This is a genomic window from Aquabacterium sp. (genome assembly GCF_044226965.1).
GTDB lineage: Bacteria > Pseudomonadota > Gammaproteobacteria > Burkholderiales > Burkholderiaceae_C > Pseudaquabacterium.
Genome location: NZ_JBGAGA010000048.1, coordinates 1 through 13,403, shown reverse-complemented (window position 1 = coordinate 13,403; position 13,403 = coordinate 1). Strand labels below are relative to the sequence as shown.

The following is a 13,403-nucleotide window of genomic DNA, read 5'->3' as shown; positions in this document are numbered from 1 at the left end:
TTACGCCTATGTCATCCATCCGGGGTCCGGGGGTCGTCCATGTCGTCGGCCCCCAGGGTCGGCCGACGGGCCGTCAAGCAGGAGATGCACGCTGCGACAACAGGCGCTCGGCCAGGGTCACTGCGCTCGCGCCATCCGGTGCCGTGCCATCGGCACCGGTGATCGCCACCAAATCGGGCACCAAGGCGACCACGGGTCCTCCAACCAGCACCACGGTGTCAGGGTTGAGTGACGCCTTGCGGATGCGGAGGATAGCCGAAGCCAGCGCCGGGACATGCGCCTGGTGACCCAGCGACAGGCCGACCAGGTCGAACCAGCGCCGTCCGAGCTGGTCGCACAGGGCCGGCAGGTCGGCCGTCGCCTCGCCATGCAGTTCCCAGCCGGCGCGGCGGAAGAACTCGCCGACGATCACGATGCCCAGCGTGTGCTGCGAGCCGGGTGCCGGTGCCAGCAGCGCGCGGCGGGTGACCACGCGCGCGCTGCGTTCGCGCTGGAATGCCGGGCTGTATTCGTGCACCAGCTGCTGCAGGCGCCACAGGCCGATGGTCACCTGCGTGAAGTCGCACAGGTCGGCTTCCCACAGGGCGCCGAGCCGCCGAGCCACCGGCCCGAGCAGTTCGATGAACAGGCGCTCCGGGGCCAGGCCGTCGGCCTGGCAGCCCCGCACGAAGGCCTGCGCCTGGACGGCGTCGTGCGCCAGCACCAGTTCGGTCAGCCGGGCCACCTGTTCCGGGACCACGGCCTGCGCGGGGCTGGCCGGAGCCTGGTCATCGTTGCTCGGCGCCCGGTGCGCCACCAGCAGGCGCGGGATGATCTCGCATTCGATGGTCCGCCACAGCGACGCGGCATGGTCCTCCGCCCGCGGGCCCGGACTCTCGCTGCTGGCCTCGCAATCCCAGCGGCTGAGCGCCCCCTGGCCGGCCGCGCTGCCCTGGAAGGGGCCCCTCGTGAACATCTGCACCACGTGTCTCCTCGTGGGCCGAATGCGGCGGGTCTCGAAGCGGACCTGTCGGGGCACCCGGTCGGTTGCTGCTAAATACGGTTCGTCATGGATGCCACCGGCTGCCAATGCCGAAGGAAAGACGTGACGGTGCAACTGTCCGCGAAATTTGTCAGGCGTCAAGCCGGCAAACCCGAAAATCAGTTGCGTGATGGCAGCGTAGTGTCACATTGAACTTACGTCAACCACGATTGACACTTTGACAAAGCGGGTCTAGATTGGCCGGCATGAACCGCCCGCCGCCTCGCCCGCTCTACACGCCCGCCCAGCGCCAGCGCCGCGATGCGAGCCCCTGGACCGTGGTGCAGGGCGTACTGGCGCCGCTGCAGTTCCTGGTGTTCCTGGTCAGCCTGGTGCTGGTGCTGCGCTGCCTGGCCACGGGGCAGGGTGAAGTGCTGGCGACCGGCTCGGTGCTGGTCAAGACCCTGGCGCTGTACGCCATCATGGTCACCGGCTGCCTGTGGGAGAAGGCGGTGTTCGGCCGCTACCTCTTCGCGCCGGCCTTCTACTGGGAGGACGTGTTCAGCATGGCCGTGCTGGCCCTGCACACGGCCTACCTCGTCGCCCTGGCCACCGGCTGGCTCGACACCCGCCAGCAGCTGCTGCTGGCACTGGCGGCCTACGCCAGCTACGCGATCAACGCGACGCAGTTCCTGCTGAAGCTGCGCGCCGCACGGCTGGATGCGGCCCGCAGCGGGGCCGCGAGCCCGGCACCCGGCACGCGGAGGGCCACCTCATGACCATGCGCACGGTCCCGATCACACCCGCCGGCGGCTGCGCCGACACGCCGGTGCTGCGCGAGCGTGGCCAGCGCGAGGTGTTCTGCGGCCTCACCGGCATCATCTGGCTGCATCGCAAGATCCAGGATGCGTTCTTCCTGGTGGTGGGCTCGCGCACCTGCGCCCACCTGATCCAGTCGGCCGCGGGCGTGATGATCTTTGCCGAGCCGCGCTTCGCCACCGCCATCATCGACGAGCGCGACCTGGCCGGCCTGGCCGACGCCAATGCCGAGCTCGACCGCGTCGTCGCGCGCCTGCTGGAGCGACGGCCCGACATCCGGCTGCTGTTCCTGGTGGGCTCGTGCCCGTCCGAGGTGATCAAGCTCGACCTGTCGCGGGCCGCGGCGCGCCTGTCGGAGCGCCATGCGCCGGCCGTGCGCGTGCTGAACTATTCGGGCAGCGGCATCGAGACCACCTTCACCCAGGGCGAGGACGCCTGCCTGGCCGCCCTGGTGCCCAGCCTGCCGCGGGACGACGCACCGGCGCTGATGGTGGTCGGCGCGCTGGCCGATGTCGTCGAAGACCAGTTCCGGCGCCTGTTCGCCGAGATGGGCCTGTCGCCGGTGCACTTCCTGCCGGCACGCCGCGCGGCCGAGATGCCGCCTGTCGGGGCGGGCACCCGCTACCTGCTGGCCCAGCCCTTCCTCGCGGACACCGCGCGCGCCCTTGAAACGCGCGGCGCACAGCGCATCGCGGCCCCGTTCCCGCTCGGCGCCAAGGGCACCACGGCCTGGCTGCAGGCCGCCGCAGAGGCCTTCCGCATTCCCGGTGGCCGCGTGCATAACGTGATATCACCTGGGCGCGCCAGGGCCGAGATGGCGCTGGCCCCGCACCGCGCCGCGCTGGCCGGGCGCAGCGTCTTCTTCTTCCCCGATTCGCAGCTCGAGATCCCGCTGGCGCGCTTCCTGTCGCGGGAACTCGGCCTGCAGCTGACCGAGGTCGGCACGCCCTACCTGCATCGCCAGCACCTGGCCGAAGAACTGGCCTGGCTGCCCGAAGGTTGCCAGCTGTCCGAAGGCCAGGACGTGGAGCGCCAGCTCGACCGCTGCCGGCAGGCGCGGCCCGACATCGTGGTCTGCGGCCTCGGGCTGGCCAATCCGCTGGAGGCCGAAGGCTTCACCACCAAGTGGGCGATCGAGCTGGTCTTCACACCGATCCAGGGCTACGAGCAGGCCGGCGACCTGGCCGCGCTGTTCAGCCGCCCGCTGCAGCGGCGTGCGCTGCTGGCCGCCTGAAGGGACCCCCGCGATGCAGCTGACGCTCTGGACCTACGAAGGACCGCCTCACGTGGGCGCGATGCGCGTGGCCACGGCGATGCGGGACCTGCACTACGTGCTGCACGCGCCGCAGGGCGACACCTATGCGGACCTGCTGTTCACGATGATCGAGCGGCTGCCGCGGCGCCCGCCGGTCACCTACACCACCTTCCAGGCGCGCGATCTCGGCGGCGACACGGCCGCACTGTTCCAGACGGCCGCACGCCAGGCCTACGAACGCTTCCGGCCGCAGGCGATGATCGTCGGCGCCTCCTGCACCGCCGAGCTGATCCAGGACGATCCCGGCGGCCTGGTGCGGGCGCTGGACCTGCCGATCCCGGTGGTGCCGCTGGAGCTGCCCTCGTACCAGCGCAAGGAGCACTGGGGCGCCAGCGAGACCTTCCTGCAGCTGGTGCGGGCCCTGGCGCAGCCGCCGGCCTCGCCGCGGCCCGTGGCCTCGCGGCCCAGCTGCAACATCCTGGGGCCGGTGGCCCTGGGCTTCCGGCACCGCGACGACCTGCAGGAGGTGCGCGGCCTGATCGAGCGCATGGGCATCGAGGTGCGCGTGGTGGCGCCGCTGGGGGCCAGCCCGGCGGACCTGGCCCGGCTGGGCGAGGCCGACTTCAACGTGCTGCTATATCCCGAAATCGCCGGCCAGGCCGCCGCCTGGCTGCAGCGCCGCTTCGGCCAGCCGGCCACCAGCGTGGTGCCGATCGGCATGCAGGCCACGCGCGAGTTCGTCGCCGAGCTCGCCCGGCTGGCGCAGGTGCCGGTGCCGCCCGACCTGGAGGCCGAGGTCGCGCGTGCGCCCTGGTACGCCCGTTCGGTGGACGCCACCTACCTCACCGGCAAGCGGGTGTTCGTGTTCGGCGACGCCACGCATGCAGTGGCCGCCGCGCGCGTGGCGGCCGAGGAACTGGGCTTCCAGGTGGTGGGCCTGGGCGCCTACAACCGCGAATTCGCCCGCGAAGTGCGCGAGGCCGCGCAGCGCCACGGCGTGGCGCCGCTGATCACCGACGATTACCTCGAGGTCGAGGCCGAGATCACGCGCCTGCAGCCGGAACTGGTGCTGGGCACGCAGATGGAGCGGCACATCGCCAAGCGGCTGGGCCTGCCCTGCGCGGTGATCTCGGCGCCCGTGCATGTGCAGGACTTTCCGGCCCGCTATTCGCCGCAGATGGGCTTCGAGGGCGCCAATGTCCTGTTCGACACCTGGGTCCACCCGCTGATGATGGGGCTGGAGGAGCACCTGCTCGGCATGTTCCGTGGCGATTTCGAGTTCCACGAGGACGCCGCGCCCTCGCATCTGGGCCGGGCCGCCCAGCCCGCGGTACTGCCGGCCGAGCCCGTGCTGCCGCCCACGCTGCCGCCCGACGTGCCGCTGGCCGCTGGCTGGTCGCCCGACGCCGAGCACGAGTTGCGCAAGATCCCGTTCTTCGTGCGCGGCAAGGCCCGGCGCAACACCGAGCGCTACGCGCAGGAGCGCTGCATGCCGCTGATCACCCTCGAGACCCTCTACGATGCCAAGGCGCACTTCAGCCGCTGAAACGCCGGCAGGCGATCCGAGCCTGCGCGTCGTGCTCGTCACGATGGACAGCCATCTGGCCAGCGCGGCCGAACGCGCGGCGCATCGGCTGCGGGCCTGGATGCCCACGCTGCAGTTCGCGGTGCATGCCGCCTCTGAATGGGCCGGCAAGCCCGATGCGCTGCGCCGCTGCGAAGACGACATCGGCCAGGCCGACCTCGTCATCGTGACCATGCTCTTCATGGAGGAGCACTACCTGCCCCTGCTGCCGGCGCTGCGGGCACGCCGCCCGCTGTGCGACGCGATGGTCTGCGTCATGTCGGCCGGCGAGGTGATGAAGCTCACCCGCATGGGCCGCTTCAACATGGACACGCCGGCCAGCGGCCCGATGGCACTGTTGCGCCGGCTGCGCGGCAAGCCGCCGGCCGCGGGCGAGGCGCGTGGCGTGCCTGCCAGCGCGGGCGCGCGGCAGATGAAGCTGCTGCGCCGGCTGCCCCAGTTGCTGCGCTTCATTCCCGGCACGGCGCAGGACGTGCGAGCCTATTTCCTCACGCTGCAGTACTGGCTGGCGGGCTCGGAAGACAACATCGCGCACCTGGTGCACATGCTGGTCGACCGCTATGCCGACGGGCCGCGCCGCGTGCTGCGCGGCCGCGCGCCGGTGGCGCCGCCGCAGTCCTATCCCGAGATGGGCGTCTACCACCCGCAGATGCCAACGCGGCTGTCGGCCGATGCCGAGGACCTGCCGCCCCAGGCGCTGCGGGGCACGCAGGGCACCGTGGGCGTGCTGCTGCTGCGCTCGTACCTGCTGGCGGGCAACAGCGCGCACTACGACGGCGTGATCGAGGCGCTCGAAGCCCGCGGCCTGCGCGTGCTGCCGGTGTTCGCCACCGGGCTCGACGCGCGGCCCGTGGCCGAGGCCTTCTTCTTCCGCCACGGCCGGCCCTGCATCGACGCGCTAGTGTCGCTCACCGGCTTCTCGCTGGTCGGCGGCCCGGCCTACAACGATTCGCCCGCGGCCGAGGCACTGCTGGCGCGGCTGGACGTGCCGTATCTCGCCGTGATGCCGGTGGAGTTCCAGACCCTGGACCAGTGGGGCGGCTCCGAACGCGGCCTGCTGCCGGTGGAGTCCACGATGATGGTGGCCATCCCCGAGCTGGACGGCGCCACCGGGCCGATGGTGTTCGGCGGTCGCGCCAGCGGACAGCACACGGTGTGCACCGGCTGCAGCCGGGGCTGCAGCTTCGAGCACAGCCTGGGCGAGCACGACATGCAGCACTGCCCCGAACGCTCCGAGGCGCTGGCCGCCCGGGTCGCGCGGCTGGTGGCCTTGCGCCGCAGCGAGCGCGCGCAGCGCCGCGTCGCGGCCGTGCTGTTCAACTTCCCGCCCAATGCGGGGCACACCGGCACGGCCGCCTTCCTCTCGGTGTTCGAGTCGCTGCACCATGTGCTGGCCGCGATGCAACGCGAGGGCTACACCGTCGACCTGCCGGCCACGGCGCAAGCGCTGCGGGAGCGGGTGCTGCACGGCAATGCCGCGATGTTCGGCGCCGACGCCAACGTGCATGCGCGCATCCCGGTCAACGAGCACCTGCGACGTGAAAAGCACCTGCGGCAGATCGAAGCCCAGTGGGGCCCGGCGCCCGGCAAGCACCAGAGCGATGGCCGCTCGCTTTTCGTGTTGGGCGAACGCTTCGGCAATGTCTTCGTCGGCATCCAGCCCGCCTTTGGCCACGAAGGCGACCCGATGCGGCTGCTGTTCGAGCGCGGCTTCGCGCCCACGCATGCGTTCTCGGCCTTCTACCGCTGGCTGCGCGAAGACTTCGAGGCCCATGCGGTGCTGCACTTCGGCACCCACGGCGCGCTCGAGTTCATGCCCGGCAAGCAGGCCGGCCTGAGCGGACGCTGCTGGCCCGACCGGCTGATCGGCGACCTGCCGAACATCTACCTCTATGCCTCGAACAACCCGTCCGAGGGCATGATCGCCAAGCGCCGGGCCGCGGCCACGCTGGTGAGCTACCTCACGCCGCCGGTGGCCCATGCCGGGCTCTACAAGGGGCTGCTGGACCTGAAGGCGCTGATCGAGCGACACCGTGGCCTCGACCCCGCCGCGCAGGCCGAGGCGGCCGAGCTGGCCACGATGATCCAGGCCCAGGCCGCGCCACTGGAACTGTGCGCAGCCGTGCCGGCCTGGAGCGCGGATGCGCCGGCGCAGGTGGCCCGCCTGGCCGATGCGGTGCGCGAGCTGGAATACACGCTGATCCCGCACGGCCTGCACGTGCTGGGCCGGGTGCTCACGCCCGAGCAGCGCACCGATCTGCTGCTGGCGCTGGCCGAGGCATCGTCCGGCCAGCCGCCGCAGCGGGCCCAGGTGCAGGCGCTGGTGGACGGCGCGGCGCCCGAAGCGCTGGCCGCGGGCGATGCCGCCGCGCTGGCGCAGTGGCAATCGCTGCAGCGCAGCGACCGGCTGCTCGCCGAAGACCACGAAACCGCCGGCTTGCTGCGGGCGCTCGACGGACGCTATCTGCGGCCGGCCCCCGGCGGCGACCTGCTGCGCAATCCGGCGGTGCTGCCCACCGGCCGCAACCTGCACGGCTTCGACCCGTTCCGTCTGCCCAGCGCCTATGCGGTGCGCGACGGCGCCCGCCAGGCCGAGCGCCTGCTGGCCGCGCACCGCGCGGCGGGCCATCCGCAGCCCGAGTCGGTCGCCATCGTGCTGTGGGGCACCGACAACCTGAAGACCGAGGGCGCGGCCATCGGCCAGGTGCTGGCGCTGATGGGCGCCGAGCCCCGCTTCGACGGCTACGGCCGGCTGGCCGGCGCGCAGCTGGTGCCGCTGGCCACGCTGGGGCGGCCGCGCATCGACGTGATGGTCACGCTCTCGGGCATCTTCCGCGACCTGCTGCCGCTGCAGGTGCGGCTGCTGGCCGAGGCCGCCTACCTGGCCGCGGCGGCCGACGAGCCGCCCGAGCTGAACTGCGTGCGCCGCCATGCGCTGGCCTTCCAGGCCGAACACGGCGGCGACCTGGAAACCGCGGCCCTGCGCGTGTTCGGCAATGCCGAAGGGGCCTATGGCGCCAACGTCAGCAGCCTGGTCGACGGCAGCCGCTGGGAAGAAGCCGACGAACTGGCCGAGACCTACACCCGCCGCAAGGGCTTCGCCTACGGGCGCGGCGGCCGGGCGGTGCAGCAGCCCGCGCTGCTGCACAGCGTGCTGGCCGGCGTGCAGCTGGCCTACCAGAACCTCGAATCGGTCGAGCTCGGCGTCACCACCATCGACACCTATTTCGACACGCTGGGCGGCATCAGCCGCGCGGTGCAGCGCGCCAAGACCGCGGCGCAGGGCACCGCCGCCGAGGTGGCCCCGGTCTACATCGGCGACCAGACCAGCGACAACCTGGGCGGCGGCACCGTGCGCACGCTGGCCGAACAGGTGGCGCTGGAGACCCGCACCCGCATGCTCAACCCCAAGTGGTACGAAGGCCTGCTGGCCCACGGCTACGAAGGCGTGCACCAGATCGAGCAGCACGTGACCAACACGCTCGGCTGGTCGGCCACCACCGGCCAGGTGCAGCCCTGGGTGTACCAGCAGATCACCGAAACCTTCATGCTCGACCCGGCCATGCGCCAGCGGCTGGCCGAGCTCAACCCCACCGCGTCCGCGCGCGTGGCCCATCGGCTGCTCGAGGCGCAGCGTCGCCAGTACTGGTCGCCCGCGGGCGAGGTGCTGGACGCGCTGCGCAGCGCCAGCGAAGAACTCGAGGATCGCCTCGAGGGTGTGTACGTCGACAAGGCCGCCGCATGATGCAAACCACGACCCTCCCATTCCCCACCGTGCAGACGCGCCGACCCGACGGCGAGGGCAGCGTGCAGGTGCAGCTCGACCCCACCGTCAACATCGGCACGGCCAAGGTCTTTGCGGTCTATGGCAAGGGGGGCATCGGCAAGAGCACCACCTCGTCGAACCTCTCGGTGGCCTTCAGCAAGCTCGGCAAGCGGGTGCTGCAGATCGGCTGCGATCCGAAGCACGACTCGACCTTCACGCTCACCAAGCGGCTGGTGCCCACGGTCATCGACGTGCTCGAGTCGGTGGACTTCCATCCCGAGGAGCTGCGGATCGAGGACTTCGTGTTCCCCGGCTACAACGGCGTGATGTGCGTGGAGGCCGGCGGGCCGCCGGCCGGCACCGGCTGCGGCGGCTACGTGGTGGGGCAGACCGTGAAGCTGCTGAAGGAGCACCACCTGCTCGACGACACCGACGTGGTGATCTTCGACGTGCTGGGCGACGTGGTGTGCGGCGGCTTCGCGGCGCCGCTGCAGCATGCCGACCGCGCGCTGATCGTGACCGCCAACGACTTCGACTCGATCTTCGCGATGAACCGCATCGTGCAGGCCATCGGCGCCAAGGCCAAGAACTACCGCGTGCGGCTGGGCGGCGTGGTGGCCAACCGCAGCGCGGCCACCGACCAGATCGACCGCTTCAACGAACGCGTGGGCCTGAAGACCATGGCCCGCTTCGACGACCTGGACGTGGTGCGCCGCAGCCGGCTGAAGAAGGCCACGCTGTTCGAGATGGAGTCCTCGCCCGCGCTGGACGCGGTGCAGGCCGAGTACCTGCGCCTGGCCGCGCAGCTCTGGGCCGGCACCGACCCGCTGGCCCCCACCGCGCTGAAGGACCGCGAGATCTTCGACCTGCTGGGGTTCGACTGATGCGCCCGATGCCCTACACCCAGCGCCGCGGCGAGATAGAGCACTACTTCGACCGCACCGCGGCCCAGGCCTGGGCCCGCCTGACCTCGGACGCGCCGCTGGGCCGCATCCGCGCCAGCGTGCGCGCCGGCCGCGACACGATGCGCGCCACGCTGCTGTCCTGGCTGCCTGCCGACCTGCGCGGCCGGCGCCTGCTGGATGCCGGCTGCGGCACCGGGGCGCTGGCGCTGGAGCTGGCGCGCCGGGGCGCGGAGGTGGTGGCGATCGATCTATCGCCCACGCTGGTGGCGCTGGCGGCCGAACGCCTGCCGACCGCGCTGCGCGGGCGCATCCGCTTCCTTTCGGGCGACATGCTCGACGAAGGCCTTGGCCGCTTCGATCACGTGATAGCGATGGACTCGCTGATCCACTACGACAGCCGCGATGCGGTGCGCGCGCTGGACCGCCTGGCCCAGCGCACGCGCTGCTCGCTGGTCTTCACCCACGTGCCCCGCACGCCGCTGCTGACGGCAATGTGGGCGGTGGGCCGCTGCTTCCCGCGCGGCGACCGGGCCCCTTCGGTGGTGCCGGTGGCCGAGGCTACGATGCAGCGGCTCATCGGCCGCCAGCCGGGCCTGGCCGGCTTTGCGATCGGGCGTTCACGCCGCGTGGGGGGCGGGTTCTACACCTCCCAGGCGCTCGAACTGGTGGCCTCATGAAATCCCAGGCCAGCGCGGTGGTGCAGGGCAGGGCAGGCTCACGCGTCGTGCGCGCCTGGCGCCTGCTCAGCCCGCGCCTGCTGCCCTTTGCCGACGCCGCCAGCACCGAGCTGCCGCTGGGCCGGCTGCTGCGGCTGTCGCTGTTCCAGGCGTCGGTGGGCATGGCCGGCGCGCTGATGGTGGGCACGCTGAACCGGGTGATGATCCTCGAGCTGGGCGTCGCCGCCTGGCTGGTGTCGACGATGGTGGCACTGCCGCTGCTGCTGGCGCCGTTCCGTGCGCTGGTGGGCTTCCGCTCCGACACCCATCGCTCGGTGCTCGGCTGGCGCCGCGTGCCGTATCTCTGGTTCGGCTCGCTGCTGCAGTTCGGCGGGCTGGCGATCATGCCGTTCTCGCTGCTGATCCTGTCGGGCGACACGCACGGCCCGCAGTGGGTGGGCACCGTGGCCGCCGCGCTGGCCTTCCTGCTGGTGGGCGCCGGCATGCAGACCACCCAGACCGCCGGCCTGGCGTTGGCCACCGACCTGGCACCCGAGGCCAACCGCCCGCGCGTGGTGGCGCTGATGTACGTGATGCTGCTGGTGGGCCTGATGCTGGGCGGCCTGGCCTTCGGCGCGCTGCTGCGCACGTTCAGCCCGATGCGCCTGATCCAGGTGGTGCAGGGCGCCGCGATGATGACCATGGCGCTGAACATCGTGGCGCTGTGGAAGCAGGAACCGCGCGGTGGCATCGCGCCCGCCGCCGACGCCGCGCTGGACTTCCGCGCGGCCTGGCGCGTCTTTGCGGCGCAGCCCCGCACCCGGCGCTTCCTGGTGGCCGTGGCGCTGGGCACGGCGGCCTTCAACATGCAGGACATCGTGCTCGAGCCCTATGGCGGCGCGGTGCTGCAGCTGCCGGTGGCGGCCACCAGCCTGCTGACGGCCTGGCTGGCCGTGGGCGCGCTGTGCGCCTTCGCGCTGGCGGCGCGGCAGCTGCAACGGGGCGCTGACCCGCAGCGGCTGGCCGCCGCCGGCGCACTGACCGGCGTGCTGGCCTTCGGCATGGTCATCTTCTCGGCACCGCTGCTCGCGCCGGCGCTGTTCTGCGCCGGTGTGGTGCTGATCGGCTTTGGCGGCGGCCTGTTCGCGGTGAGCAGCCTCACCGCGGCGATGGAGCTGGCCGACCCGCGCGGCGCCGGCAACAGCGGCCTGGTGCTGGGCGCCTGGGGTGCGGTGCAGGCCTGTGCGGCCGGCGGCGCCATCGGCCTGGGCGGTGCGCTGCGCGACGGCGTGGACGCCCTGGCCCGCACGGGCTGGCTCGGGCCTGCGCTGGGCGGGCCGACCGTGGGCTACAGCGTCGTCTATCACCTCGAGATCGCGCTGCTGTTCGCGACCTTGATCGCCATCGGCCCGCTGGTGCGTCAGCACTCGGCGCGGCCACCACAGGGACCGAAGTTCGGTCTCGCCGAGTTTCCCGGCTAGGGCTTCAAAGGAGAGCGCGTATGCAAACCGGTGCCATCACGGCCTACATCGACGTTGCACAGCTGGTGCTGTACGCGTTCTGGATCTTCTTTGCAGGCTTGATCGTCTACCTGCACCGCGAGAACAAGCGCGAGGGCTATCCGCTGGAATCCGACCGCTCCGCCCGCGCGCCGCGGGTGCCGATCCAGGGCTGGCCGGCGATGCCGGTGCCCAAGACCTACCGCCTGCGTGACGGCCGCAGCGTCAGCGTGCCGCGGCCGGACCCCGCGGCGCCCGCGTTGAAGGCGAAGCCCAGCGGCCCGTGGCCCGGCGCACCGCTGGTGCCGCAGGGCGATGCCTTGCAGTCGGGCGTCGGCCCCGGCAGCCACGCCCAGCGCGCAGACCTGCCCGACACCACGCTGGAAGGCGCCCCGCGCCTGCTGCCGCTGCGCGCCGCACCGGCCTTCGGCGTGGCCGCGGCCGACCCCGACCCGCGTGGCCTGCCGGTGATCGGCGCCGACGGTGCCACGGCCGGCGAAGTGGTGGACCTGTGGGTCGACCAGGCCGAGATGCTGTTCCGCTACCTCGAGGTGCAGCTGCCCGGCGGCGGCGGGCGCGTGCTGCTGCCGGTGAACTTCGCCCGCATCGACCGGCGCCGCGTCCGGGTGCAGGCGCTGCTGGCCAGCCAGTTCGCGAAGGTGCCGACGCTGCGCCAGCCCGACCAGGTGACGCTGCTCGAAGAGGAGAAGGTGATGGCCTTCTACGGCGCCGGCACGCTCTACGCCACCGCCGACCGCGCGGAGCCGCTGCTGTGATCACCGGCGAGCACGAATTCGAGCCGGTGCACGGCCTGCCGGAGGCCCTGCCGGCCGGCGAGCGGCTGCTGTGGCAGGGCGCGCCGAGCGCGGCGCTGCTGGCCCGCGAAGCCTTGCACTGGCGCAAGCTGGCGCTGTACTTCGGGCTGCTGCTGGCCTGGCGCGCGGCGAGCGTGGCCCACGACGGCGGCGGCCCGCTGCAGGTGCTGCAGGCGGTGGCCTGGGTGCTGCCGCTGCCGCTGCTGGCGCTGGGCATCGTGTTCGCGTGGGCCCGGCTGCTCGCGCGCACCACCGTCTACACCGTCACCGACCGGCGCGTGGTGATGCGGGTGGGCATCGTGCTCAGCCTCAGCTTCAACCTGCCCTATCGCCAGATTGCAGCGGCCGCGGTGCGCCAGTCGGACGACGGCAGCGGCGACATCGTGCTCAGCCTGGCCCCTGGCAACCGCATCGCCTGGCTGCACCTGTGGCCGCATGCGCGGCCGTGGCAGCTGCGCCAACCGCAGCCCATGCTGCGCGGCCTGCCGCAGGTGGCGCCGGTGGCCCGCCTTTTGCGCGAAGCCTGGCTCGCCGGGGCTGCGCCCGCGGCGGTGGCGGCGCCGAACAAGGCCGGCGCCAGCGTGCCGCCGGCTACGGTGCCCGCACGCCCGACCCTGCAGCCCGAGGCGCGCGCCGCCTGATGGGCCGCCGCCCGCCGACCGTCTTCACCATGGCTGCTGCCGCCACCCCCCGCCTGCCGCTGCTGGCGCTGGGCCTGCTGCTGGCCGGCACCCTGGCGTTCGTGGCGCTGGCGCGCTGGAGTGGCGCGGCCACCCTGTCTGCCGCGCCCGCCAGCGCCGCCGACGAGCGCCTGCTGCGCTTCGAAGACCGCGACGACGGCGGCATCACGATCGCCGATGCGCGCAGCGGCCGGGCCATCGACAGCGTCGCGCCCGGCACCAATGGCTTCCTGCGCAGCGCCGTGCGCGGCCTGGTGCGCGAACGTCGCCGCCAGGGCCTCGGCGCCGAGACCCCGTTCCGGCTGCTGCTGCGCACGGACGGCCGGTTGCTGCTCGAAGACCCGGCCACCGGCCGGCAGATCGACCTGCGGTCCTTCGGCCCGACCAACGCCGGCGTGTTCGCCCGCCTGCTGACCCGGCCCTCGACCTGACACCTCACCCGACGAGAGAGCGCCCATGGAC

General features: G+C 72.4%; 11 protein-coding genes. 10 read left to right on the top strand and 1 reads right to left on the bottom strand.

Annotated features, from left to right (window positions below; translation table 11 throughout):
* Nucleotides 1–73 precede the first annotated feature (73 nt).
* Nucleotides 74–955, bottom strand: a complete 882-nt coding sequence (locus tag ACILR4_RS19520) for a B12-binding domain-containing protein (protein WP_395702570.1) — start codon at nt 953–955, stop codon at nt 74–76.
* 272 nt (nt 956–1,227) lie between these two features.
* On the opposite strand from ACILR4_RS19520, the gene bchF reads away from it, so the two are divergent.
* From bchF to puhC, 10 genes are read left to right on the top strand one after another with little or no spacing between them, the layout of a single operon-like run.
* A complete protein-coding gene (gene bchF / locus ACILR4_RS19515) occupies nt 1,228–1,740 on the top strand; it encodes a 2-vinyl bacteriochlorophyllide hydratase (RefSeq protein WP_395702540.1) in 513 nt (170 codons plus the stop codon).
* Nucleotides 1,737–3,014 carry a ferredoxin:protochlorophyllide reductase (ATP-dependent) subunit N gene (locus ACILR4_RS19510; RefSeq protein ID WP_395702539.1) on the top strand — a complete coding sequence of 426 codons (1,278 nt, stop codon included), beginning with the start codon at nt 1,737–1,739 and terminating at the stop codon, nt 3,012–3,014. The genes bchF and ACILR4_RS19510 overlap by 4 nt, the downstream gene beginning before the upstream one ends.
* A 13-nt stretch (nt 3,015–3,027) precedes the next feature.
* Nucleotides 3,028–4,581, top strand: a complete 1,554-nt coding sequence (gene bchB / locus ACILR4_RS19505) for a ferredoxin:protochlorophyllide reductase (ATP-dependent) subunit B (protein ID WP_395702538.1) — start codon at nt 3,028–3,030, stop codon at nt 4,579–4,581.
* Nucleotides 4,556–8,365 (top strand): magnesium chelatase subunit H, encoded by a 3,810-nt coding sequence (locus tag ACILR4_RS19500; RefSeq protein ID WP_395702537.1) that lies wholly within the window; start codon nt 4,556–4,558, stop codon nt 8,363–8,365. The genes bchB and ACILR4_RS19500 overlap by 26 nt, the downstream gene beginning before the upstream one ends.
* Nucleotides 8,362–9,270 (top strand): ferredoxin:protochlorophyllide reductase (ATP-dependent) iron-sulfur ATP-binding protein, encoded by a 909-nt coding sequence (gene bchL / locus ACILR4_RS19495; RefSeq protein WP_395702536.1) that lies wholly within the window; start codon nt 8,362–8,364, stop codon nt 9,268–9,270. The genes ACILR4_RS19500 and bchL overlap by 4 nt, the downstream gene beginning before the upstream one ends.
* Complete coding sequence (gene bchM, locus ACILR4_RS19490) at nt 9,270–9,968, top strand: magnesium protoporphyrin IX methyltransferase (RefSeq protein ID WP_395702535.1); 699 nt, start codon at nt 9,270–9,272, stop codon at nt 9,966–9,968. The genes bchL and bchM overlap by 1 nt, the downstream gene beginning before the upstream one ends.
* A complete protein-coding gene (locus ACILR4_RS19485) occupies nt 9,965–11,428 on the top strand; it encodes a BCD family MFS transporter (protein WP_395702534.1) in 1,464 nt (487 codons plus the stop codon). The genes bchM and ACILR4_RS19485 overlap by 4 nt, the downstream gene beginning before the upstream one ends.
* Before the next feature lie 20 nt (nt 11,429–11,448).
* The gene (gene puhA / locus ACILR4_RS19480; protein ID WP_395702533.1) at nt 11,449–12,222 is read left to right on the top strand and encodes a photosynthetic reaction center subunit H; all 774 of its coding nucleotides are present in this window, start codon (nt 11,449–11,451) and stop codon (nt 12,220–12,222) included.
* Nucleotides 12,219–12,902, top strand: coding sequence for a photosynthetic complex putative assembly protein PuhB (gene puhB / locus ACILR4_RS19475; RefSeq protein ID WP_395702532.1), 684 nt, complete (start codon nt 12,219–12,221; stop codon nt 12,900–12,902). The genes puhA and puhB overlap by 4 nt, the downstream gene beginning before the upstream one ends.
* 29 nt (nt 12,903–12,931) lie before the next feature.
* Nucleotides 12,932–13,372 carry a photosynthetic complex assembly protein PuhC gene (gene puhC, locus ACILR4_RS19470; protein ID WP_395702531.1) on the top strand — a complete coding sequence of 147 codons (441 nt, stop codon included), beginning with the start codon at nt 12,932–12,934 and terminating at the stop codon, nt 13,370–13,372.
* The last annotated feature ends 31 nt before the right edge of the window (nt 13,373–13,403 follow it).

Coding starts and splice junctions, on each gene's coding strand:
- bchB (WP_395702538.1), top strand. CDS start 3,028: ATGCAGCTGACGCTCTGGACCTACGAAGGACCGCCTCACGTGGGCGCG.
- bchM (WP_395702535.1), top strand. CDS start 9,270: ATGCGCCCGATGCCCTACACCCAGCGCCGCGGCGAGATAGAGCACTAC.
- ACILR4_RS19500 (WP_395702537.1), top strand. CDS start 4,556: ATGCCAAGGCGCACTTCAGCCGCTGAAACGCCGGCAGGCGATCCGAGC.
- bchF (WP_395702540.1), top strand. CDS start 1,228: ATGAACCGCCCGCCGCCTCGCCCGCTCTACACGCCCGCCCAGCGCCAG.
- ACILR4_RS19520 (WP_395702570.1), bottom strand. CDS start 955: ATGTTCACGAGGGGCCCCTTCCAGGGCAGCGCGGCCGGCCAGGGGGCG.
- ACILR4_RS19485 (WP_395702534.1), top strand. CDS start 9,965: ATGAAATCCCAGGCCAGCGCGGTGGTGCAGGGCAGGGCAGGCTCACGC.
- ACILR4_RS19510 (WP_395702539.1), top strand. CDS start 1,737: ATGACCATGCGCACGGTCCCGATCACACCCGCCGGCGGCTGCGCCGAC.
- puhC (WP_395702531.1), top strand. CDS start 12,932: ATGGCTGCTGCCGCCACCCCCCGCCTGCCGCTGCTGGCGCTGGGCCTG.
- bchL (WP_395702536.1), top strand. CDS start 8,362: ATGATGCAAACCACGACCCTCCCATTCCCCACCGTGCAGACGCGCCGA.
- puhA (WP_395702533.1), top strand. CDS start 11,449: ATGCAAACCGGTGCCATCACGGCCTACATCGACGTTGCACAGCTGGTG.